This is a genomic window from Streptomyces sp. NPDC002265 (assembly GCF_040296125.1).
GTDB lineage: Bacteria > Actinomycetota > Actinomycetes > Streptomycetales > Streptomycetaceae > Streptomyces.
On the sequence record NZ_JBEOWS010000007.1, the window covers coordinates 54895 to 75427 of the forward strand.

22 protein-coding genes, 1 tRNA gene and 1 pseudogene are annotated in these 20533 nt (G+C 70.3%); 13 read left to right on the forward strand and 11 right to left on the reverse strand.

Annotated elements, in window-relative coordinates:
* The first annotated feature begins 64 nt into the window (after positions 1–64).
* The 6 genes from gcvT to ABT085_RS02550 all read left to right on the forward strand — a co-directional run bounded on the left by gcvT (position 65) and on the right by ABT085_RS02550 (position 6175).
* Positions 65–1183, forward strand: coding sequence for a glycine cleavage system aminomethyltransferase GcvT (gene gcvT, locus ABT085_RS02525; RefSeq protein WP_351600769.1), 1119 nt, complete (start codon positions 65–67; stop codon positions 1181–1183).
* 108 nt (positions 1184–1291) lie between these two features.
* Positions 1292–1669, forward strand: coding sequence for a glycine cleavage system protein GcvH (gene gcvH / locus ABT085_RS02530; RefSeq protein ID WP_351600772.1), 378 nt, complete (start codon positions 1292–1294; stop codon positions 1667–1669).
* 14 nt (positions 1670–1683) lie between these two features.
* A complete protein-coding gene (gene glyA, locus ABT085_RS02535; RefSeq protein ID WP_351600775.1) occupies positions 1684–2946 on the forward strand; it encodes a serine hydroxymethyltransferase in 1263 nt (420 codons plus the stop codon).
* Positions 2947–3032: 86 nt separating this feature from the next.
* Positions 3033–4400: an L-serine ammonia-lyase gene (locus ABT085_RS02540; protein ID WP_351600778.1), complete on the forward strand. Its 1368-nt coding sequence runs from the start codon at positions 3033–3035 to the stop codon at positions 4398–4400.
* Between the two features lie 261 nt (positions 4401–4661).
* Entirely contained in the window at positions 4662–5276 is a 615-nt protein-coding gene (locus ABT085_RS02545; protein ID WP_351600781.1) for a type IV toxin-antitoxin system AbiEi family antitoxin domain-containing protein, read from the forward strand.
* On the forward strand, positions 5276–6175 hold the full coding sequence (locus ABT085_RS02550) for a nucleotidyl transferase AbiEii/AbiGii toxin family protein (protein WP_351600783.1): 900 nt from the start codon (positions 5276–5278) through the stop codon (positions 6173–6175). Before ABT085_RS02545 ends, ABT085_RS02550 begins: the two co-directional genes overlap by 1 nt.
* 50 nt (positions 6176–6225) lie before the next feature.
* Here ABT085_RS02550 and ABT085_RS02555 read toward each other — a convergent pair.
* A pseudogene (locus ABT085_RS02555) lies at positions 6226–6870 on the reverse strand (IS256 family transposase); the annotation flags it as partial.
* A 257-nt stretch (positions 6871–7127) separates the two neighbouring features.
* Between ABT085_RS02555 and ABT085_RS02560 the strand changes: the two are divergent.
* The 3 genes from ABT085_RS02560 (at position 7128) to ABT085_RS02570 (ending at position 9198) form a co-directional block, all read left to right on the forward strand.
* A complete protein-coding gene (locus ABT085_RS02560; protein WP_351600786.1) occupies positions 7128–7880 on the forward strand; it encodes a hypothetical protein in 753 nt (250 codons plus the stop codon).
* A 195-nt stretch (positions 7881–8075) separates the two neighbouring features.
* Complete coding sequence (locus ABT085_RS02565; protein WP_502982599.1) at positions 8076–8693, forward strand: ISAs1 family transposase; 618 nt, start codon at positions 8076–8078, stop codon at positions 8691–8693.
* A gap of 25 nt (positions 8694–8718) precedes the next feature.
* Complete coding sequence (locus tag ABT085_RS02570) at positions 8719–9198, forward strand: ISAs1 family transposase (protein ID WP_351600792.1); 480 nt, start codon at positions 8719–8721, stop codon at positions 9196–9198.
* Between the two features lie 48 nt (positions 9199–9246).
* On the opposite strand, the gene ABT085_RS02575 is transcribed toward ABT085_RS02570, so the two are convergent.
* The 4 genes from ABT085_RS02575 to ABT085_RS02590 all read right to left on the reverse strand — a co-directional run bounded on the left by ABT085_RS02575 (position 9247) and on the right by ABT085_RS02590 (position 12636).
* A tRNA-Ser gene (locus ABT085_RS02575) sits at positions 9247–9353 on the reverse strand.
* Between the two features lie 200 nt (positions 9354–9553).
* Positions 9554–10012: a hypothetical protein gene (locus ABT085_RS02580; RefSeq protein WP_351600795.1), complete on the reverse strand. Its 459-nt coding sequence runs from the start codon at positions 10010–10012 to the stop codon at positions 9554–9556.
* A gap of 58 nt (positions 10013–10070) precedes the next feature.
* Positions 10071–10262 (reverse strand): hypothetical protein, encoded by a 192-nt coding sequence (locus tag ABT085_RS02585; RefSeq protein ID WP_351600798.1) that lies wholly within the window; start codon positions 10260–10262, stop codon positions 10071–10073.
* Positions 10252–12636 (reverse strand): acyltransferase family protein, encoded by a 2385-nt coding sequence (locus tag ABT085_RS02590; protein WP_351600802.1) that lies wholly within the window; start codon positions 12634–12636, stop codon positions 10252–10254. The genes ABT085_RS02585 and ABT085_RS02590 overlap by 11 nt, the downstream gene beginning before the upstream one ends.
* A gap of 236 nt (positions 12637–12872) precedes the next feature.
* Here ABT085_RS02590 and ABT085_RS02595 point away from each other — a divergent pair, with 236 nt between their 5' ends.
* Both ABT085_RS02595 and ABT085_RS02600 read left to right on the forward strand, forming a co-directional pair.
* Positions 12873–13904 carry a phosphatidylinositol-specific phospholipase C domain-containing protein gene (locus ABT085_RS02595; protein WP_351600805.1) on the forward strand — a complete coding sequence of 344 codons (1032 nt, stop codon included), beginning with the start codon at positions 12873–12875 and terminating at the stop codon, positions 13902–13904.
* A gap of 95 nt (positions 13905–13999) precedes the next feature.
* Complete coding sequence (locus ABT085_RS02600) at positions 14000–14557, forward strand: glycoside hydrolase family 25 protein (protein WP_351600812.1); 558 nt, start codon at positions 14000–14002, stop codon at positions 14555–14557.
* A 118-nt stretch (positions 14558–14675) separates the two neighbouring features.
* On the opposite strand, the gene ABT085_RS02605 is transcribed toward ABT085_RS02600, so the two are convergent.
* Together ABT085_RS02605 and ABT085_RS02610 are read right to left on the reverse strand one after the other, a co-directional pair.
* Positions 14676–14888 (reverse strand): EF-hand domain-containing protein, encoded by a 213-nt coding sequence (locus ABT085_RS02605; protein ID WP_351600815.1) that lies wholly within the window; start codon positions 14886–14888, stop codon positions 14676–14678.
* A gap of 50 nt (positions 14889–14938) precedes the next feature.
* Positions 14939–15853 (reverse strand): helix-turn-helix domain-containing protein, encoded by a 915-nt coding sequence (locus ABT085_RS02610; protein WP_351600818.1) that lies wholly within the window; start codon positions 15851–15853, stop codon positions 14939–14941.
* 56 nt (positions 15854–15909) lie between these two features.
* On the opposite strand from ABT085_RS02610, the gene ABT085_RS02615 reads away from it, so the two are divergent.
* Entirely contained in the window at positions 15910–16548 is a 639-nt protein-coding gene (locus ABT085_RS02615) for a GNAT family N-acetyltransferase (RefSeq protein ID WP_351600821.1), read from the forward strand.
* A 31-nt stretch (positions 16549–16579) separates the two neighbouring features.
* On the opposite strand, the gene ABT085_RS02620 is transcribed toward ABT085_RS02615, so the two are convergent.
* The 4 genes from ABT085_RS02620 to ABT085_RS02635 all read right to left on the reverse strand — a co-directional run bounded on the left by ABT085_RS02620 (position 16580) and on the right by ABT085_RS02635 (position 20491).
* On the reverse strand, positions 16580–17776 hold the full coding sequence (locus tag ABT085_RS02620; protein WP_351600824.1) for a YncE family protein: 1197 nt from the start codon (positions 17774–17776) through the stop codon (positions 16580–16582).
* Positions 17776–18597, reverse strand: a complete 822-nt coding sequence (locus ABT085_RS02625; RefSeq protein ID WP_351600827.1) for a polysaccharide deacetylase family protein — start codon at positions 18595–18597, stop codon at positions 17776–17778. The genes ABT085_RS02620 and ABT085_RS02625 overlap by 1 nt, the downstream gene beginning before the upstream one ends.
* Before the next feature lie 283 nt (positions 18598–18880).
* The gene (locus ABT085_RS02630) at positions 18881–19384 is read right to left on the reverse strand and encodes an ATP-binding protein (RefSeq protein ID WP_351600830.1); all 504 of its coding nucleotides are present in this window, start codon (positions 19382–19384) and stop codon (positions 18881–18883) included.
* Positions 19385–19720: 336 nt separating this feature from the next.
* Positions 19721–20491 carry an enoyl-CoA hydratase/isomerase family protein gene (locus ABT085_RS02635; protein ID WP_351600847.1) on the reverse strand — a complete coding sequence of 257 codons (771 nt, stop codon included), beginning with the start codon at positions 20489–20491 and terminating at the stop codon, positions 19721–19723.
* Here ABT085_RS02635 and ABT085_RS02640 point away from each other — a divergent pair.
* Positions 20468–20533, forward strand: a 66-nt coding sequence (locus ABT085_RS02640) for a hypothetical protein (protein ID WP_351600850.1), incomplete at its 3' end; no start/stop codon positions are given. The two genes, ABT085_RS02635 and ABT085_RS02640, sit on opposite strands and share 24 nt — an antisense overlap.

The window sequence follows — 20533 nt, forward strand, 5'->3', positions numbered from 1 at the left end:
CCCTTCCCCGTGCTCGGATTCGCTCCCGCGCGGGGGACCCATCGCATTGGGAGACGACCGTCCGATGAGCAGCACGCCACCCCGTCACACCGCGCTCGACGCCCTGCACCGTTCGCTCGGCGCGACCATGACCGACTTCGCCGGCTGGGACATGCCCCTGCGCTACGGCTCCGAGCGCGACGAGCACACCGCGGTGCGCACGAAGGCCGGTCTGTTCGACCTCTCGCACATGGGTGAGATCACGGTGACCGGCCCGCAGGCCGCGCAGCTGCTGAACCACGCCCTGGTCGGCAACATCGCCTCCGTCGGCGTCGGCCGCGCCCGCTACACCATGATCTGCCAGGCCGACGGCGGCATCCTGGACGACCTGATCGTCTACCGGCTGGCCGAGACCGAGTACATGGTCGTCGCCAACGCCTCCAACGCGCAGGTCGTGCTCGACGCGCTGGTGGAGCGGGCGGCCGGCTTCGACGCCGAGGTCCGCGACGACCGCGACGCCTACGCGCTGATCGCCGTGCAGGGCCCGGAGTCCCCCGGCATCCTCAAGTCGCTCACCGACGCCGACCTCGACGGCCTGAAGTACTACGCGGGCCTGCCCGGCACCGTCGCGGGCGTCCCCGCGCTGATCGCGCGCACCGGCTACACCGGCGAGGACGGCTTCGAGCTGTTCGTGGCCCCGGCCGACGCGGAGCGGCTGTGGCAGGCGCTGACCGAGGCGGGCGCGCCCGTCGGGCTGGTCCCGTGCGGTCTGTCCTGCCGGGACACGCTGCGCCTGGAGGCGGGCATGCCGCTGTACGGGCACGAGCTGACCACCTCCCTGACGCCCTTCGACGCCGGTCTCGGCCGGGTCGTGAAGTTCGAGAAGGAGGGTGACTTCGTGGGCCGCGAGGCGCTGACCGAGGCGGCCGCCCGCGCCCAGGACAACCCGCCGCGCGTCCTGGTCGGCCTGGTCGCCGAGGGCCGCCGCATCCCGCGCGCCGGCTTCGCGGTCGTCGTCGGCGGCGAGGTGATCGGCGAGGTCACCTCGGGCGCGCCGTCCCCCACGCTGGGCAAGCCGATCGCCATGGCGTACGTCGACGCGGCACACGCGGTGCCGGGCGCGCCGGGAGTCGGCGTGGACATCCGGGGCACTCACGAGCCGTACGAGGTCGTGGCTCTGCCCTTCTACAAGCGCCAGAAGTAGACACTGGGCGCGGTCCACATGTGACACCGCGCACTTTCCGCTGCTCAGCGGCGGTTCCCGTTGTCCCCCATTCAGCAGCACTTCCCTGCGTACAGGAGAATTCAGGCCATGAGCAACCCCCAGCAGCTGCGCTACAGCAAGGAGCACGAGTGGCTGTCGGGCGCCGAGGACGGCGTCTCGACGGTCGGCATCACGGAGCACGCGGCCAACGCGCTCGGCGATGTCGTCTTCGTACAGCTCCCGGAGGTCGGTGACACGGTGGCCGCGGGCGAGACCTGCGGCGAGCTGGAGTCGACCAAGTCGGTCAGCGACCTGTACTCCCCCGTCGACGGCGAGATCACCGAGGTCAACGAGGACGTGGTGAACGACCCGTCGCTGGTGAACTCGGCCCCCTTCGAGGGCGGCTGGCTGTTCAAGGTGCGCGTCACGGGCGAGCCCGCCGAGCTGCTCTCCGCCGACGAGTACACCGCCTTTTCCGCCGGCTGAGGAGTCCCGGACACATGTCGCTTCTGAACACGCCCCTGCACGAGCTCGACCCGGACATCGCCGCCGCGGTCGACGCCGAGCTGCGCCGCCAGCAGTCCACCCTGGAGATGATCGCCTCCGAGAACTTCGCGCCGGTCGCGGTGATGGAGGCACAGGGCTCGGTCCTGACCAACAAGTACGCCGAGGGCTACCCGGGCCGCCGCTACTACGGCGGCTGCGAGCACGTCGACGTCGCCGAGCAGATCGCCATCGACCGGGTCAAGGAGCTGTTCGGCGCCGAGTACGCCAACGTGCAGCCCCACTCGGGCGCCTCCGCCAACCAGGCCGCTCTGTTCGCGCTGGCCCAGCCGGGCGACACCATCCTCGGCCTGGACCTGGCCCACGGCGGTCACCTGACCCACGGGATGCGGCTGAACTTCTCCGGCAAGCAGTTCGACGTGGTCGCGTACCACGTGGACGAGGCCGGCCTGGTCGACATGGCCGAGGTCGAGCGGCTCGCCAAGGAGCACCGCCCCAAGGTGATCATCGCGGGCTGGTCGGCGTACCCGCGGCAGCTGGACTTCGCCGAGTTCCGCCGGATCGCGGACGAGGTCGAGGCCTACCTGTGGGTCGACATGGCGCACTTCGCGGGCCTGGTCGCGGCGGGTCTGCACCCGAACCCGGTCCCGTTCGCGGACGTGGTCACCTCCACCACGCACAAGACCCTCGGCGGCCCCCGCGGCGGCATCATCCTGGCGAAGAAGGAGTTCGCGAAGAAGCTGAACTCCTCGGTCTTCCCGGGCTTCCAGGGCGGTCCGCTGGAGCACGTGATCGCGGCCAAGGCGGTCTCCTTCAAGGTCGCCGCGAGCGAGGACTTCAAGGAGCGCCAGCGTCGTACGGTGGACGGAGCGCGCATCCTGGCCGAGCGCCTCACCGCGCCGGACGCCCGTGCGGCCGGCGTGAACGTCCTGTCGGGCGGTACGGACGTCCACCTGATCCTGGTCGACCTGCGCGAGTCCGAGCTGGACGGCCAGCAGGCCGAGGACCGGCTGCACGAGGTCGGCATCACGGTCAACCGGAACGCGGTCCCGAACGACCCGCGGCCGCCGATGGTGACGTCGGGTCTGCGCATCGGCACGCCCGCGCTCGCCACCCGCGGCTTCACGGCCGAGGACTTCACCGAGGTCGCGGACGTGATCGCCGAGACGCTCAAGCCGTCGTACGACGCCGCGTCGCTGAAGGCCCGGGTCGAGGCCCTGGCCGCCAAGCACCCGCTGTACCCCGCCCTGGGGCAGTAGTACCGCAATACGGGGCACCGCGCGCACACTGAAGAGGTGAGCGCGGTGCCCCACCCCATGTTCCACCCCCGTTCTGAGGAGTCACCGTGGCCGTCTCGGTCTTCGACCTGTTCTCGATCGGCATCGGCCCGTCCAGCTCCCACACGGTCGGCCCGATGCGCGCGGCAGGCATGTTCGCCCGCAGACTGCGCGGCGACGGCCTGCTGAGCTCCGTCGCGTCCGTACGCGCCGAGCTGTACGGCTCGCTCGGCGCGACCGGCCACGGCCACGGCACCCCGAAGGCGGTGCTGCTCGGCCTGGAGGGCGACTCGCCGCGCACGGTGGACGTGGAGCGGGCCGACGCCCGGGTGGAGGAGATCAAGGAGGCGGGACGGCTCCGGCTGCTCGGTGAGCACGAGATCCCGTTCTCCTTCGACGACGATCTGGTCCTGCACCGCCGCGAGACCCTCGCGTACCACGCGAACGGCATGACGCTGTGGGCGTACGACGCCTCGGGCGCCGAGCTGCTGACGAAGACGTACTACTCGGTCGGCGGCGGTTTCGTCGTCGACGAGGAGGCGGTGGGCGCGGACCGCATCAAGCTCGACGACACCGTCCTGAAGTACCCCTTCCGTACCGGTGACGAGCTGCTGCGGCTGACGAGGGAGACCGGTCTGTCGATCTCCTCCCTGATGCTGGAGAACGAGCGCGCCTGGCGTACGGAGGAGGAGATCCGGGCCGGGCTGCTGGAGATCTGGCGGACGATGCAGGCGTGCGTGTCGCGCGGCATGTCCCGCGAGGGCATCCTGCCGGGCGGTCTGCGGGTGCGCCGCCGGGCGGCGAAGACGGCGCGTCAGCTGCGGGCGGCGGGCGATCCGCTGGCCCACTCCATGGAGTGGATCACCCTGTACGCGATGGCGGTGAACGAGGAGAACGCGGCCGGCGGCCGGGTGGTCACCGCCCCGACGAACGGCGCGGCCGGCATCATCCCCGCGGTGCTGCACTACTACATCAACTTCGTCCCGGGCGCGGACGAGGACGGCGTGGTCCGCTTCCTGCTCGCCGCCGGTGCCATCGGCATGCTGTTCAAGGAGAACGCCTCCATCTCCGGCGCCGAGGTCGGCTGCCAGGGCGAGGTCGGCTCGGCCTGTTCCATGGCGGCGGGCGCGCTGGCGGAGGTGTTCGGCGGCTCCCCCGAGCAGGTGGAGAACGCGGCCGAGATCGGCATGGAGCACAACCTCGGGCTGACCTGCGACCCCGTCGGCGGCCTGGTCCAGATCCCGTGCATCGAGCGCAACGGCATGGCCGCGGTGAAGGCCGTCACGGCCGCCCGGATGGCGATGCGCGGCGACGGCTCCCACCTGGTGTCCCTGGACAAGGTCATCAAGACGATGAAGGAAACCGGCGCCGACATGAGCGTCAAGTACAAGGAGACCGCCCGCGGCGGTCTGGCGGTGAACATCATCGAGTGCTAGGGAAACAGGCTCTGACCAGCGCGTTCGCATCTTTCAGCGCTGTCAGGGCCTTCCCTGCTTACGCGGCGGAAAGTCCCCAGAGAGTCCCTGGGACAGGCTTGAAAGTCCCCGAAAAGTCCCCGGGAAATCACACAGGATGAGCGCCTGACCTGGGGTTTCATGGCCCTCTTGGCCACTGTTCGGATCCGTCCTGACCGTCAGCGTCCGCCCAGATGTATCAAATCGATCCCCTAAGGGCACTCGACGGGTACCATTAGATACATGAGTGCTGTGGAAAGCTCACGCCTGGAGCAGCGGCTGGCCGGCCTCTCCCCCACGTTCACGACGGCGCAGGCGCGTCAAGCTCTACTCTCCCCTCGCGATCTGGCGCACTTGGTCACGGAAGGGGAGATAAACGAACTGTCCCGCAGTGTGTACCGGCGGGCGGACGCCCCAGAGACGGCGCACGCCGATCTACTGGCCGTGTGCGCACGGGCTCCTCGCGCCGTAGTGTGCGGCGAATCCGCCCTGGCTCTGCATGAGCTGATCGACGACATCCCCGCAGCGGTACACATCGCCGTGCCACGCGGTACACGCCGCCCCACGATTTCCTACCCACCGACCGTGGTGGCGCAGTACACCCCGAAGACCTTCGCCCTCGGCGTCGAACGCTTCGAAGCAGCCCCGGGAGAGACCATCCCCGTGTACAACGCAGCCAGGAGCGTCGTCGACGCGATGCGCCACCGCAGTCGGCTCGGCGAGACCCTCGCTCTGTCCGCGCTCGGCCGCTACCTGCGCCGGAGCGGACGCGGCGGTGTCAGCGAGCTCCAGCACATCGCGCGCGAGCTGGGTGCTCTCTCCGCCGTCCGCCCCGCCGTAGAGGCGGTGCTCGCCTGATGGCCAACCCCACCCGGGAGACCACCGCCGGCCGCGTCTACAACGACCTGCGCAACCTGGCCCGCCGCAACAGCAGGTCCACGGACGAGGTCATGGTCGGGTACGTCCTCGAACGGTTCCTCTACCGCCTGGCCTCATCGCCCCTTGGCCGCGAACACTTCATCCTCAAGGGCGGCCTGCTGCTCGCCCAGTTCGGCGCGCGTCGAATGACCCGCGACATCGACATCCTCGGCCGGTCGTTCCCGGGCGACGAAACCGAGATCATCCACAGAATCGCAGTCATCGCCGCCACCGAGATCGACGACGGAGTCGTATTCGATCCCACGACGCTCAAGACGGTTCCCATCCGCGAGGAGGACGAGTACCACGGCCTACGCCTGTCCATGGCCGCCTCCATCGCCCGAGCGCGACTCAAGCTCCAACTGGATGTGAGCATCGGAGACCCCGTCACCCCCGGTCCCCGGATCGTCGACTATCCACAGCAACTCAAGGCGGAAAGCTTCCAACTCCTCGGCTACCCACTCGCCACCGTGATCGCCGAAAAACTCTCCACTGCCGTCTCACTCGGCGACCTCAACACTCGCGACCGCGACTACGGCGACCTCTACCGCCTGATCACCCTCAACGACCTCGACGGCCAAGAACTCACCATGGCACTGGCCGCCACCGCCGCACACCGCGACATCACCCTGAAACCCCTCAGCACCACCATCACCGACCTCGGCGAGCGCCGCCAGACCTCCTACACCGCCTGGCGCCGCCGACAAGGCCCCGCCGCAACCGGCTACCCCGAGCGCTTTGTCGACGTCGTCCGGCAGGTCACCGCTTTCGGCGACACACTTCTCAACGGCGACGCTGTCACACTCACGTGGGATGCGGCGGCCCTCACATGGTCGTGAACCAGACCTGACCGACGGTCCAAGTCTTCGGGGCGCGAACCCGAGGCTCAAAGGAACTCGATCCAGAACACCTCGGTCTCGCTGTCGCCGACCATCACGCCCAGCACCTCCCGGCCGCCGTCCTCGGTGATGCCGGTCGCGATCACGACGGCCCGGAACACGATCTGGTGCTCGACTCTCGCCTTGCAGTAGGTCGCGTCCAGGTAGATGTAGGGGAACCGGACGTGGTCCAGGGGCCGGGTGCGGAACGCGGTCAGCTGGCCGTCCAGGTCCTGGCAGATCCGTGAGACCTCACTCTTGGATATCCCGGTGTCCGCGCCGAGGGCCTTGACCAGGTCGTCGACCGACCTCGTGGACACGCCGTGGACGTATGCCTCCATGATGACGGCGTAAAGGGCCTGGTCGATGCGACGGCGTCGCTCCAGCAGCGCGGGGAAGAAGCTCCCCGACCGCAGCTTGGGGATCGCAAGGTCCAGGTCGCCGGCCTGGGTGCTGATCGTCTTGTCGCGGTGTCCGTTGCGAAGCGCGGTCCGCGTCTCGGTGCGCTCGTTCCACTCCGCGCCGATCCGGGCCGTGACCTCGGCCTCGATCAGCTCCTGGAGCATCCGCTCAGCCACACCGCGGACGAGTTCCAGCCCGTCCGCCGAACGTAGTGACGCCAGCAGCCGAAGTAGGTCATGCTGAGACAGGGCCACCCTGCACCTACCGCGTTGAACTGCCCTTTCACTACGGAGAGTTGCACGGGGGCCCGCCCTGCGGGCAGGGAGCGGAAGCCGTGTCAGCACGTACCCCCGGCGCACACCCTCACCCTGATCGGCTACACCACTGGCGACGTGCCTTTCCACGGGACCGACAGCATGCCGCTACGGGCCCACCACCTGCAGACGCCCGCCCCTCGATCCAGGGCCGACGAGCAGACATCCCGATCGCTCTTGACACACTGCTGGCGTCGATGCTCGCGAAGGACCCGCAGGAGAGGCCCTCCGCAGAGGAGGTCTACGAGGCCCTTCTGCCCCTGGCATCAGCTCCGAACGATACGACGACGGGCGGCGACGAGAGCCGAGACCCGACGCGCCCCTTCCGCCGCCCCCTCCTGGCCCCGGCCAAGCAGCGGCAGCAGCCCACCAATCGAGGAAAGCTCACCGACGCCGAGGCCGAAGAGCTCCAGGCCAACGTTCGGGTACTGCTGGACAACGATCACCCCTCTGAGGCCATCCGGCTCCTCGAGGACGGTGTCGCCCGCGCCGCTCACGACCCGTTCCTGGACCTGCGCCTGCGTCACCTCCTCGCCGCCGCACATTTCTATGCCGGCGAGTACACCCGTGCCGCCACGCTCTTCGACGTTGTCGGTCGTGCCTACCGCAAGCATCTACCCTCGACCGACTCGTACGTCCTTGACTGCGCTTACCACGCAGGCCACGCGTACGCAGAGGTCGATAAGCCGGACGAGGCACTGCCCCAACTCCGCTTCTACGTGCAGAACGCTTACACCTCAGCTAGCCGCGATACCACAGCCCAAATCCGCGAGTCGCGCTTCGTCATCGCCCAGATGCTCGCCGCCTCCGGACACCTAGACGAAGCTCTTGCGGAACTCGAAGCCGTTCGCCCGCTTCTGACCGCCGCCTTCGGTAGCGACTCGACCCAGGTACGTAACCTCGACAAACAGATCCACCGGCTGTCGGGACACATGCGGAGGGAACACTGAACCGTCCCGGACAGTGAGCCATTCCAAGCTGGAGTTGCTGGCCGCGAGTTGGACAGTCCTCAGGGTTCCGGCAAAGTCGTCTGGCGGCCCTGTGGCGTGCGGTTTTGTGGGTAGATGAGGTGCGCGGGCGTGTTCCGGTCGGGTTGAATGGAGGTTCCTACGCCGTCCGTCCGCCCAGGGAAAAACGCCCGCGCCATGTCATCGTCTCGCATCCCGGCGCCTGTCCGCGCGTCCGTCCCGGATCATGAGCTTCTCGTCAAGGTGCTGGGGCGGATGCCTGATCCGCGCCGGCGGCGTGGGGTCCGTCATCCGGTGACGGCTCTGATCGCAGTCGCGGTGTGCGCGGTGACGGCTGGGGCGAGGGGGTTCACAGCGATCGGCGAGTGGGCCTGTGATGCCGGGGCGGCCGCTCTGACGCGGCTGGGTCTGGAGCGGGGTTCGGTGGACGAGTCGACGCTGCGGCGCCTGTTCGCCCGGCTGGACGCGGACCGTCTCGACGCGCTCCTGGGAGCCTGGGCGGCGATGAGGTGCGCGCGTGTCGCAGGCCGACGGGTGATCGTGATCGACGGCAAGACCGTGCGGGGCGCACACGACACCGACGCCTCGGCCCCGCATCTGGTCGCAGCCCTCGCACACGGCTCGGGAGCGGTGCTCGGCCAGGTCGCCGTGCAGGAGAAGAGCAACGAAATCCCCGCGGCCCGAGCCCTGTTGGAGACGCTCGACCTGGACGGGGCGGTGGTCACGATGGACGCCTGCACACCCAGCACACCACCGCGACCCTCGTCCTCGAGGCCGGTGCCGACTACGTCCTGACCGTGAAAGCCAACCAGAAGACCTTGTGCGCCCGCCTGAAGGCCCTGCCCTGGGCCCAGATACCCGCGGTCAGCGGAATGGACTCGGGTACGGGCGCCGTGCCACCCGCACGGTCAAGGTCGTCGACGTCCCCGCCTGGATCGACTTCACCGGAGCCACGCAGGTCGCCCAACTGAGACGGACCATCACCCGCAAGGGCCGCCAGAGCGTCGAGATCGTCTACCTGATCACCAGCGCCGACGCCCACACCGCGCCTCCGGAGGTCCTGGCCGCATGGGTGCAGTCGCACTGGGAGATCGAGAACCGGCTGCACTGGGTCCGCGACGTCACCTTCGACGAGGACCGCTCCCAGGTCCGCACCGGCAACGCACCCCGCGTCACGGCTGGCCTGCGCAACACCGCGATCACCCTCCTCCGCCTCCACGGCCACCACAACATCGCCGCCTCCCTACGCCATCACGCCCGCGACACCAACCGCCCCGTCAATCTGCTCCTGACCGCCTGATCAATGACTTTGCCGGAGCCCTGGTCAGAGGCCTGACCTGGGGTTCAATGGAGCCGCCTTCGGGATTCGAACCCGAGACCTACGCATTACGAGTGCGCCGAGGCGTCGGCTCGGACGCATGCTTGTCCAGACTGTCGACACCGTCCCGAGTCGGCTCTGCACAACTGTCGCCGAGCGCCGCCGGATACCTTGTAGGTAAGCGTCCGCAAGAAGTCCCCGAAAAGTCCCCAGTGCCACGCGAGCCACGTTCACCGCGCCAAAACACCAGGTCAGAGCCGTGATCAAATGCGTCCCTCATGAGCGTCAAGTACAAGGAGACCGCGCGCGGCGGTCTGGCGGTGAACATCATCGAGTGCTAGGGCAGTCGGATCCGGCCCGCGTCCCGGTAGGTGCGCAGGCGTTCCTCGTCGGTCTCGATCACCCTGAGGACGAGACAGGTGTAGATCACGAGGTCGGGGTGGGTGCTGGACCACAGGTCCCGGTACAGCACCCAGAGCCCCTGCCGTGCGATGGACCGGCACGTCTGCGCCGAGTCCTCGTCGTCGGTGTCGACGAGCCGGAGAAGCAGATCCAGACACACCACCCGCGCGCCGGGAGCCAGGTCGCTTGACAGCGCGGCCATCAGGACGGCGGTGACAGGCACCGCCGGCTCCTGCGGGAACGACTGGATCAGCGCGTGGTCCTCGATGCGGAGAGCCCGTGCCCCCTCCTGGGATTGTGCCTCGGCGAGCAGTTTCAGGTCGTCGGCGAGGTGCGCGGCCGTTTTCCCGCATCCACACGCGAACGCCGGCCAGTCGTACCGGTCGATCTCCATGTCGATCAATCGCAGCCGGCCTCGGGCAGGCCTCTCCCGTTCCGGGCGGGCGCCACAGTCAATCCACGACGGGCGGCGGCCAGCCGAACTTGCGGCGGAACGAAGCCAGCGTCCGCCACTGCGGATCCGTCTCATCCAGTGCGAAGACACTCGAAACCTCGCCGTCCTCGTTCCGTTCGGCCCGGGAGAGCAGGATTCCGTACTCGTAGCGCTCTTCCGACCGCAGGATGCCGGCCTCGTCATAGACCACGTGGCTTCCGTGCAGGACGTTGTCCCGGTACTGAGTCTCCTCCCGCAGGCCGCCCTTCTCGTCCCAACTCCGGGCACAGCCCTCCTGCTTGCCGTTCACATAGCTCACAGCGGAGATTCGACGGCCACCCGACTCCTCGTACCCGACCCCCGTGAACGGGGCCCCTCGGTACGTATGGACGAGGTCCTCGTCGAAATCGAGCTCGTCCTCGGGAACCTCGTTCAATTTCCCGCACTCCCTTCGTCAGTTGCATGCAGTTCGGGCAGCGGATCCTTGCCGGGTCGGGGCGCAGGGCTGGGGTCAGGTGGGGGGCCAGGACGGGGGCGAGGGCTTCGGCGTAGGCCTCGGACAGGTGGCTGTCGTCCCGGTAGGCGAGGATGTCGCCCACCAGGACCGGGCAGGTGCCGGCCGGGGTGCACAGCCAGGGCACGGGGTCGATCAGCGTGGCGTGGGCCCAGCGGGCCGCGTCCGTGACCGCCCGCCGCCGGGACGGGTCGCGGATCGCCTCGGGAAGCCGGTTCGCGCACCGGTCCAGGCGCAGCGGGTAGCGGGCCGCGCAGTCGACCGCGTCCGTCCTCGGCCAGGGCGTGTCGAGCAGTACGGCGACCCGGGCCCCGGACGCCGCGAGCGCGTCGAAGGTCGTACGGAAGCCGTCGCTCCACTGCCGGACCGGGTCGGCCGCCGGACGGACGGGGGTGCCCGCGTCCGAGGACGAGACGATCACCAGCGCGGGCCGCAGGGCCCTGCTCCTGGCGATCGCCCGGTCGCGCCAGATGTCGCAGGAGCTGTACGGCCGGCCGCCGCGGACGGTGGTCACCGCGGCGGCCTTGCACGACGACTTCGTCAGCGTCACCAGCTTCCAGCGGTGGTCCCGTGCGAGCCGGTCCAGCGCCGGGAACCACTGGGCCGCGTGGGAGTCGCCGAAGAGCACGACGACCCGGTCCGAGGCGCGGTCCCCGTACACGCACGACGGGATCCGGGTGCTGTCGTAGCCCACGTGGCAGCCGTCCCGGTAGAGCGCGGACCTCGTGTCCTTGATGTCGGCCAGGGCGGGCCGGAGGTTGCCCGGCAGGCTCGTGCCGGACGTCCCGAGCAGCTGCCGCGGCCGCAGCGCCGGATCCGCCGCGGCCGCGATCTCGTACCGGGAGTCGACCGCGTCCCGGCCGGAGTCGACCGACGGCGGGAACAGGGACGCCGTCAGGGCGAGCACCGCGGCGCCCGCCGACAGCCCGCCCCCGAGCGCCAGCGCGCGGCCCGGCCGGCCCCGCAGCGCCGGGTGGAACCGTACGGGGTTCTCCACCAGGCGCAGGGTCGCCCAGGCCAGGGGCAGCGCGAGCAGACAGAGCCCGAGCGCCCACGCGCCCCCCAGCGGGCGGCCCAGCGCCTCGGGCACGATGACCAGCACCGGCCAGTGCCACAGGTACCAGCCGTACGACAGCCCGCCGAGCCGGACCAGGGGCCGGGTGGCCAGCAGCAGCCTGGCGTCGCCGCGCGCGGGTGCGCAGCCGCCGGCCAGGACGAGCCAGGCCCCCAGGACCGGCAGCAGCGCGTGGTGGCCGGGGAAGGGGGTGGCGGTGTCGAAGCGGACCGCCGCCAGGACGACACAGGCCGGCCCGGCCCAGGTCAGGGGTGCGGCGGCCACGGCGGGCAGTCGCGTGAGCCGCTCGGCGGCCAGGGCGAGCAGGGCGCCGGCACCGAGCTCCCAGAAGCGGGTGTGCGAACCGAAGTACGCCCAGGGTGCCGAGGACGCCGTCACCTCGACGCTCAGCCAGAAGGAGACGAGGCAGCCCACGACGAGCGGCAGCGCCGGCCCCCGGCGGCGGCGGGCCGCCAGTCGCCAGCCGGCCAGCAGCAACAGCGGCCAGAGCAGATAGAACTGCTCCTCGACGGCCAGCGACCAGAAGTGCTGGAACGGCGAGGGGGGACTTCCCTCGGCGAGGTAGTCGGTGCCGCCGCCGGCCAGCCGGATGTTGACCGCGTACAGCGCGCTGGCCACCGCGTCGCCGGCGTACTCCTCGAAGCGGACCTTCGACAGGAACAGCCAGGAGCCGGCCAGGGTCGCGAGAACGACGAGGGTCGAGGCGGGGAGCAGCCGCAGGGCCCGGCGGGCATAGAACTTCCGGATCGATATGGCACCCGTGGTCGACAATTCGCGTAACAACAAAGAGGTGATGAGGAAACCCGAGATGACGAAAAAGACATCGACGCCGACATAACCGCCGCTGAACCCCCTTACGCCGGCGTGGGACAGGACGACCAGGGACACCGCCACGGCGCGCAGTCCCTGGATGTCGAGCCGCACCGGGTGCGGTGTCCTGGAGGTCTTCTCGATCGCGGGCCCGGCACCCCGGACCTCACGGAATGGCGTCTTCACTTCGTTCCCTGCGTCCGGCCGACGGAATTCGACGCTGCAACAGACCAGTGAATTGCGCCGACGGTTGCATCCCGCCGTGTTCCGCCGTCCCGCGCACCGCCCGACGCGTCGTCCCGCATGCCGTCCCACGCGCCGTCCCGAACGCGGGCGAGCGGAGTTCCGCCGGAGGCTACCGCGCAGTAATCCCGTCCCCCTAGGCTGCCGTCAACTCCACGACGAGCAAGGGGACTTGACACATGCGCACGGTGAGACGAGTGGCCGCGCTGCTGGGTGCGGCGGCGATGCTGACGGTGGTCCCGGCCCATGCCGAGGCGGCCTCGGCGACCCTCTCGGGGACGACGGCGATCGGCACGCACAACGCCTACGAGAAGGACAAGTACACATACTTCGCGCAGGCGTTGGATTCGGGGGCCTCGCTCCTCGAACTCGACGTCTACACCGACCCGCTGTTCAAGAAGTGGCGGGTCAGCCACAGCAATCCGTTCGGCAACGACAACAACTGCGAGAAGGCCACCAGCCCCGGCCAGCTGTACGGGCAGAGCCGCAATCAGGATCTCGGCAGCTGCCTCGACAACATAGCGGCCTGGCACCAACTCCACCCGGACCACCGCCCGATCATCTTCAAGGTGGAGATGAAGAACGGATTCAACAACACCATCGGTCTCGGCCCCGACGAATTCGACACCCTGGTCGCGCAGAAGCTGGGCAGCATGGTCTACAAGCCGTCGGACCTGCTGGGCGGGACGTACCCGACGGCGGACGCGGCCGCGAAGGCCGACGCGTGGCCCTCCCGGGACGCCCTCAAGGGCAAGGTGCTCTTCGAGCTGATCCCCGGCACCGTGGAGCAGGCGAACCCCTTCGACCACTACTGGACGGACCAGGAGTACGGCGACCACCTGCGCGACCTCGCCGCGGCCGGCACCCTCTCCGCGGCGCAGGCCTTCCCCGCGGCGCTCGGCGCGGAGAACGGCGACCCGCGCACCGGCCGCTACGACGCCTCCATCCGGCCCTGGTTCGTGTTCTTCGACGGTGACGCGGCGACCTATGTGAACAACGGCTACGACACCTCGTTCTACTCGGCGAACCACTACGTCCTGATCATGACGGACGCGGCCGGGGTGTCACCGGCCATCTCGTCGACCGCGCCCACGGACGCGGAGGTGGCGGCCCGGCTGTCGCTGCTCGCCGCGGACCACGCGAGCGTCATCACCTCGGACTGGTCGACGAAGTCCGCGACGGTGCTCGGATCGGTGGCCGCCCGGGGCTGAACCGCAGCCTCCGGTGAGGGATCGAACGTGCCGAAACGGGGCATAAATCAACTCCAACTCCTGTCCCCCCACCGGCAGTCAAGGGAGTCCCTCACATGCTGCGCGGCATCGACGTGAGTGCGTACCAGCCCACCTCGTACGACACGGACGGCCTCTCCTTCGTCTTCGTCAAGGCGTCGGAGGGCCGTTCCTACGTCAACCCCAGGCTCACCGCCCAGACCAAGTGCGGCCGCGACGCCGGACTGGTCGTGGGCTTCTACCACTTCCTGTGGCCCGGCAACATCAACGCCCAGGCGGCCTACTTCGTCGCCAACGCCCCGGAGCGGGCGGGTGACATCCTCGCCGTCGACTGGGAGACGACCGGTGACGGCACCCACGCGAGCAACGCGGAGAAGGACCGGTTCATCCGCCGGGTGAAGGACCTGCGGCCGGACCACCGGGTCGTCCTGTACTGCAACCGGAACTTCTGGCTGAACATCGACACCACCTCGTACGCCGGTGACGGCCTGTGGATCGCGGACTACGTGACCGCGGGCAAACCGCGGATCAAGGCGAAGTGGCTCTTCCACCAGTACACGGACGACCCGCACGACCGGGACGTGGCGGACTTCGCCGACCGCGACGAGCTGCGCGAGTGGGCCGCGGGCGACTGAGCGGGGTCCGGCGCCTGCGGGACCGCGGGCCGCGCGACCGGGCGCACGGGGCGCGGTCGGCCGGACACGACGAAGGGGCGCCCGCCGGCGAGCCGGCCGGGCGCCCCTTCTCCTCGCGTCACTTGCTGAGGTAGGTCCAGAACTCGTCGAACGACAGAACCTTGTCGCCGTTGAGGTCACGGGTCTTGATGATGGCCTCCGCGACCGACTCCGTGACGTTCCAGTCGCCACCCTGGGCGAGGGCGACCTTGAACTCGGCGGCGGTGATGAAGCCGTCACCGTCCGTGTCGATCCGCTGGAACTCCTTGCGTGCTTCCTCGATGTCGGCCATCGGTCCGCCCCTTTTCGTCATACCTTGCTGTCGTCCTGACGCAGGTCAGATTAACGGCCCGCGCGAACGCGCAGCGCAGCGACCACCCAGGCGAACTCCTCCCGGTGCGCCGACGGGCATGCGACACCGTTCACGACGGCCGACAGCTCGCGGTAGCGGGCGACCCGCTCATTCGCGGCCGCGCTCAGCCGCTCCAGGACCGCGGCCCGGTCGGCGTCGCCGAGCACCTCGCGCAGCACGTCCTCGGCCTCCGGCGCCTCCGGCGCGATCCCCCGGCGCAGCGCCTGTCCGGCGAGCTGGACGAGCCGGCTCATGAACCACAGGGAGGTGCCCGGCGGCACGTCCGGCCCCCGGTCCGCCGCGTTGAACTCGATCATCTGCCGCATCAGGGCACGGAAGTCCGGGTCCTGGATCAGCTCGGCGAGCTCCACCCAGGCGTCCACCTGCTCGGGCGTGGGGTCCTCGGGCAGCTCCGCCGCGGCGAACCGCAGCCTGCTGCGGATGTCGGGGTCGGCCGTGTCGATCCCCTCGAAGATCTCCGTCATGAAGTCCTCGACGATCCGTCTGCGTTCGGCGGCCGACAGCCGCGCCAGTTTGTTCATCAGGGTCATCTCCTCGGCGGTCGAGCCGCGTCGCGCCACGGTCGACAGCACCGCGCGGGTCACCCGCAGTGACCGGATCTGCGCGTCCAGCGCCTTCACATGCGCGGCCGCGACCTGGGCGACGGTCGTCTCACCGGTCAGCACCCGGTGGACGTCGCTCAGCCCGAGGCCCAGTTCGCGCAGGGTGCGGACCAGTTCCAGGCGGGCCACGGACGCGGCGTCGTAGAGGCGGTAGCCGCCCGCGGAGCGGCCCACCGGGGGCAGGGCGCCCTCGTCGGACCAGTAGCGGATGGTGCGCACGCTCAGGCCGGTCGCTCGGGCCAGCTCACCGATGGTGAAAAGGCCGGTGCCGTCTTCGATCATGTCTGCGAGTCTGGGCCTTCCAGTGGGTGGAGACTCAAGCGGGGAAAGGGGACGCGATGACGCGGAACCTGCGGGACATTCTGGATGCGGCGGCCCGGGGTGTGTTCCCCGCGGCGGACGGCGCCACCACGGTGGTGCCCCAGCACTGCCCCCGGGACGCCGGGGTCATCGCCTTCACCGCGCACTCCGTGGTCTTCACCGACGAGGATCCGCGGTGGGTGCGCGAGACGCTGGCCGCGATGGACTGCGACGCGCTCGCGGCGCCCATGAACGCCCGGTTCCTGGCGGCGCTGCTGGAGCGCACGGGCCGTCGCCACGACACGATCGACCTGCTCCTGGTGGGCCCCCCGCTGCCGGGCGAGCCGGCGCCGCCCCTCACCGAGATCGAGGACCCGGACCATCCCCGGGTCGTCACCTCCCGCCGGCGCCGGGACGACGTGCGCGTGTGGACCGCCGAGGGGGGCGTGCTGGTGCTGGGGCGCGGGGTCGCGGGGCGGCTGGAGGTGGCGGTCGAGGTGGCCGAGGGGCTGCGGCACCGGGGGCTGGGCCGGCGTCTGGTGACGGCGGCGCGGCAGCTGGGCGGGGGCGAGCCGGTGTGGGCCCAGGTCTCGCCGGGCAACGCCCGCAGTCTGCGGGCGTTCCAGGCGGCCGGTTACGTTCCGGTGGGGTCGGAGGCGCTGCTGGGGTCCCGCTGACGGCCCCGGGCGCCCGCCGGCGGGCCCGGTGTCAGCGGAAGACCCCGGTGTGGCCGAGCGAGTAGCGGCCGGGCTGGGGGTAGACCGCGAGGCCGTGCGGGCCGTGGCCGACCTTGATGCGGGCCAGTTGCCGGCCGGTACGGGTGTCGATGGCGTACACCTCGGAGTTGTACCGGCCCGACAGCCACAGCACCTTGCCGTCGGCGGAGACGCCGCCCATGTCGGGGCTGCCGCCCTGCGGCAGGTGCCACTTCGTGGTCAGCCGCTTCTGCGTGAAGTCGAAGACGGAGACGGTGCCCTCGCCGCGGTTGGAGATGTACATCTCGCGGGAGTCGCGGCTGACGTACAGGCCGTGGCAGCCCTTGCCGGTGGGCAGCAGGGTCGGCCGGGTGAACCGGTCGCCGTCCAGGACCCACACGCCGTCGGCCTTCATGTCGGCGATGTAGAAGGTCTTGCCGTCCGGGGAGATCTTGACGTCCTGCGGCATCGCGCCCCGGTAGGGGAGCTTCTCCTGCCCGATCACCTTCATCTTCGCGGTGTCGACCTTGAGCAGTTCGCCGCTGAACTCGCAGGAGACGATGAAGTACCGGCCGTCGGTGGAGAAGTCGGCGTGGTTGACGCCGTAGCAGGTCACCGGCAGGGACTTGATCCGCTTCATGGTGTGGGGGTCGCGGAAGACGAGTTCGCGGTCCTGGGAGGCCATGACGACGGCGTACTTGCCGTCGGGCGTGAAGTAGAGGTTGTACGGGTCGTGCACCTCGACGGGCTTGCCCGCCTTGCCGGTCCTGGGGTCGATGGGGGTGAGGGTGTTGCCGAGGTCGTTGTTGACCCACAGGGTCTTCAGGTCCCAGGAGGGCACGACGTGCTGGGGCTGGTGGCCGACCGGGATCGTTCCGATGACCCGGTACGTCTTCGGGTCGATGACGGTGACGGTGTCGGACTGGGTGTTGGGGACGTAGACGCGGGAGGGGAAGTCCTTGACCACCGGGGAGAGCTGGTTCGGGCGGTCGGCGGCGTAGACGTCGTTCGGGTCGAGGACGGGGGGCATGCCGGGCAGGTTCCGGTCGTCGGCCTGCTGCTTGGCCCGGGGCTGCCGGATCTCCGCGGCCTTGGTGGCGGCGCTCTCGTGCGCCTGGTCCCCGGAGCCGGAGCCGCAGGCGGCGAGAAGGGTGACGGAGGCGAGGGCGGCGGCGGTCAGGAGGGCGCGCCCGAGCGGTTTCGCGTGCATCAGCTGAACAGCTCCGTGGTGGTGACCGCGTGCAGTCCGCGGCGGCCGAGTTCGTCGAGTACGGCGGGGAGCGCGGCGACCGTGCCCGGGTAGCCGAAGTGCAGGCTGACCACGGATCCGTTGCGGATCTCGCCGAGCACCTTGCGGGTGACGACGGCCGCGCCGGGCTGGGTGAAGTCGAGGGAGTCGACGTCGTAGGAGAGGACGTGCGGGTATCCGGCGCGGGCCGCCAGCCGTTCGACGAGCGGCGAGGCGCGCGGGGAGCGGGAGGGGCGGAACCAGGTGCCGATGGAGCCGGTGAGGCGCTTGAGCCGGTCGGCGCAGGCCTGGATCTCGGCCCGCGCCGCGGACTCGGACATCGCGTTGATGTCCAGGTGGCGGTGGGTGTGGTTGCCGAGGTCGTGACCGCCGTCGAGGATGCGGCGGGCGATGTCGGGGTGGTCGTCGAGCCAGGTGCCGACGGCGAGAACGGTCAGCCGGGCGCCGCGTTTCTCGGCCGCGGTGAGCAGGGAGCGGGCGATGGCCGGGTCGCCCTGGCCGTGGAAGGTGAGGGCCACGCGGGGCCGGGTGCGCGGTCCGTGGGTGAGCTCGGAGGGCTGGCCGGGCAGGCGGCGCGGGGCCGGGGCGACGGCCGGGTCGGGGGTGGCGGCGCGTGCGGAGGCGGGGCGCGCGGGCACGGCGCCCGTGGGAGTGGTGCTGGCCGGGGCGGGGTGGGCTGCGGCACCGGTCGTGGCGCATCCGGCGGCCAGTGTTCCGCCGGCCACGAGCCCGGCGCCCGCCCGCAGTGCCGTGCGACGGTCGGTATGAGTCATCCGCACCATTTAAAGGGTGCATTGTAAGAAAAGGAGAGATTTCCTCCACCGGCCACCGGTACGGGTCGCCGGCTGCCGGCACGGGCGGCCGGCCGGCCGGCCACGGGAGGGACACCCTGCCACCCGACCGCCCGGTCCGTCGGGCCACCCGGATCGCCGGGCCGACGGGCCACCCGGGCCGACAGGCCACACAGGCCGACGGGCCCAGGCCGACGGGCCACCCAGGTCGCCGCCTGGGCCGGGGGTCACCCGGGCCGAACCAGTCGCCCGGGCCGAAGCGGGCGTCGGGGCCTCAGCGTTCGGTCACTCGCATCTCGAACCAGGTCGTCTTGCCGCGCGGCAGGAGGTCGACCCCCCAGCGGTCGGAGAGCTTGTCGACGAGGAACAGGCCCCGGCCGCTGATGTCCGTCTCCTGGACCGGCATCAGACAGGGCAGGCCCCGGGAGGGGTCGCGGACCTCGACCCGGATCCAGCCGCGGCGGCGGCGCATCCGTAAGCCGAAGACGCGGGCGCCGGTGTGGCGTACGGCGTTGCCGACGAGTTCGGAGACCAGCAGGACCGCGTCCTCGGCCATCTTGGGGGTCAGGCCCCACTGGCGCAGGACCACCACCTGGGCCAGCCGGCGTGCCGTCGCGGCGGACTCGGGGCGGGACGGCAGCGGGACCTCCGCATCCGTCGGATTGCCGAACAGCTCCAGGGCCTTCAGTGCTCGTTCGTCCTCGACCGCAGGCGACCAGCGCGCCGCCGTCGGACGGCCCTGTCCCCGCGGCTGTTCGATGCCCTCCAGCCCCGCCATGCCCCCCATCATGGCCGCCCGTAGGGCCCTCCGGGGTCGTTCTGGAGGAATAGGCCCCCCGGAACACAATATTCCGCCCGATTCGGTCGGCATATGCCAGCGGCAGTTCGGTGTCCGCGACAGCCCCTCCGACCTGCGCCGGAGGCAAGATCCGAGGCAATCGACAGGCCACCTCGACAAGGCGGGCTTAAGGCTTGTTTAAGGTTTCCATAAACCGCCCCATCGAGGGACCCGGGATCAGACACAGCGTCAATTGCAAGCGGTTCGGGTGAGTTTCACCGAGCCGGTTTCACCGGGACGTTCTCACCGGAACCTCACCCTGCGTCCGGCGCGCCGTCACTGGAACTTGGCCTTGCCGGGCCCTTCCTCCACGAAGCTGCGCATGCCGCGCTCGCGGTCCTCGGTGGCGAACAGACCCGCGAACCAGGTGCGTTCCACGGCCAGTCCGGTCTCGATGTCCGTCTCCAGGCCGGCGTCGACCGACTCCTTCGCCGCGCGCAGCGCGAGCGCCGGGCCCTGGGCCAGCTTCGCCGCCCAGGCGTGCGCCTGCGGGTAGACCTCGGCGGCCGGGACGACCCGGTCCACCAGGCCCAGCGCCAGCGCCTCCTCGGCCTTCACCATGCGGCCCGTGAAGATCAGGTCCTTGGCCCGGGAGGGGCCGATCAGACGGGCCAGGCGCTGGGTGCCGCCCGCGCCCGGGATCAGGCCGAGCAGGATCTCCGGCTGGCCGAGCTTGGCGTTGTCCGCCGCGATGCGGTAGTCCGCGCACAGCGCGAGCTCGCAGCCGCCGCCCAGGGCGTAGCCGGTGACGGCCGCCACCACGGGCTTGGGGATGCGGGCCACGGCCGTGAAGGAGTCCTGAAGGGCGCGCGAGCGCAGGACCATCGCGGTGTGGTCCATCGCCTGCATCTCCTTGATGTCCGCGCCCGCCGCGAACACCTTCTCCCCGCCGTACAGCACCACCGCGCGGATGTCCTCGCGGCGGGCGGCCTCCTCGGCCAGCTCCTTGATGCGGTCCTGGACGGCGACGTCCAGCGCGTTCATCGGCGGGCGGTCCAGCTGTACTGGCTCCGGGACCGGGGAGTGACGGCCGAACTGCTCGCACATGCGGAGTCCGCCGGGTGCACGGCCTTGATCCTCACGGTGGAC

What these genes read in the sequence shown, in the direction of transcription:
- ABT085_RS02630 (WP_351600830.1), bottom strand. Translation starts at nt 19,384, where the DNA reads ATGGCGGGGCTGGAGGGCATCGAACAGCCGCGGGGACAGGGCCGTCCG.
- ABT085_RS02560 (WP_351600786.1), top strand. Translation starts at nt 7,128, where the DNA reads ATGCTCGCGAAGGACCCGCAGGAGAGGCCCTCCGCAGAGGAGGTCTAC.
- ABT085_RS02595 (WP_351600805.1), top strand. Translation starts at nt 12,873, where the DNA reads ATGCGCACGGTGAGACGAGTGGCCGCGCTGCTGGGTGCGGCGGCGATG.
- ABT085_RS02550 (WP_351600783.1), top strand. Translation starts at nt 5,276, where the DNA reads ATGGCCAACCCCACCCGGGAGACCACCGCCGGCCGCGTCTACAACGAC.
- ABT085_RS02605 (WP_351600815.1), bottom strand. Translation starts at nt 14,888, where the DNA reads ATGGCCGACATCGAGGAAGCACGCAAGGAGTTCCAGCGGATCGACACG.
- ABT085_RS02565 (WP_502982599.1), top strand. Translation starts at nt 8,076, where the DNA reads ATGTCATCGTCTCGCATCCCGGCGCCTGTCCGCGCGTCCGTCCCGGAT.
- ABT085_RS02625 (WP_351600827.1), bottom strand. Translation starts at nt 18,597, where the DNA reads ATGGTGCGGATGACTCATACCGACCGTCGCACGGCACTGCGGGCGGGC.
- ABT085_RS02620 (WP_351600824.1), bottom strand. Translation starts at nt 17,776, where the DNA reads ATGCACGCGAAACCGCTCGGGCGCGCCCTCCTGACCGCCGCCGCCCTC.
- gcvH (WP_351600772.1), top strand. Translation starts at nt 1,292, where the DNA reads ATGAGCAACCCCCAGCAGCTGCGCTACAGCAAGGAGCACGAGTGGCTG.
- gcvT (WP_351600769.1), top strand. Translation starts at nt 65, where the DNA reads ATGAGCAGCACGCCACCCCGTCACACCGCGCTCGACGCCCTGCACCGT.
- ABT085_RS02615 (WP_351600821.1), top strand. Translation starts at nt 15,910, where the DNA reads ATGACGCGGAACCTGCGGGACATTCTGGATGCGGCGGCCCGGGGTGTG.
- ABT085_RS02580 (WP_351600795.1), bottom strand. Translation starts at nt 10,012, where the DNA reads ATGGAGATCGACCGGTACGACTGGCCGGCGTTCGCGTGTGGATGCGGG.
- glyA (WP_351600775.1), top strand. Translation starts at nt 1,684, where the DNA reads ATGTCGCTTCTGAACACGCCCCTGCACGAGCTCGACCCGGACATCGCC.
- ABT085_RS02610 (WP_351600818.1), bottom strand. Translation starts at nt 15,853, where the DNA reads ATGATCGAAGACGGCACCGGCCTTTTCACCATCGGTGAGCTGGCCCGA.
- ABT085_RS02600 (WP_351600812.1), top strand. Translation starts at nt 14,000, where the DNA reads ATGCTGCGCGGCATCGACGTGAGTGCGTACCAGCCCACCTCGTACGAC.
- ABT085_RS02635 (WP_351600847.1), bottom strand. Translation starts at nt 20,491, where the DNA reads ATGTGCGAGCAGTTCGGCCGTCACTCCCCGGTCCCGGAGCCAGTACAG.
- ABT085_RS02545 (WP_351600781.1), top strand. Translation starts at nt 4,662, where the DNA reads ATGAGTGCTGTGGAAAGCTCACGCCTGGAGCAGCGGCTGGCCGGCCTC.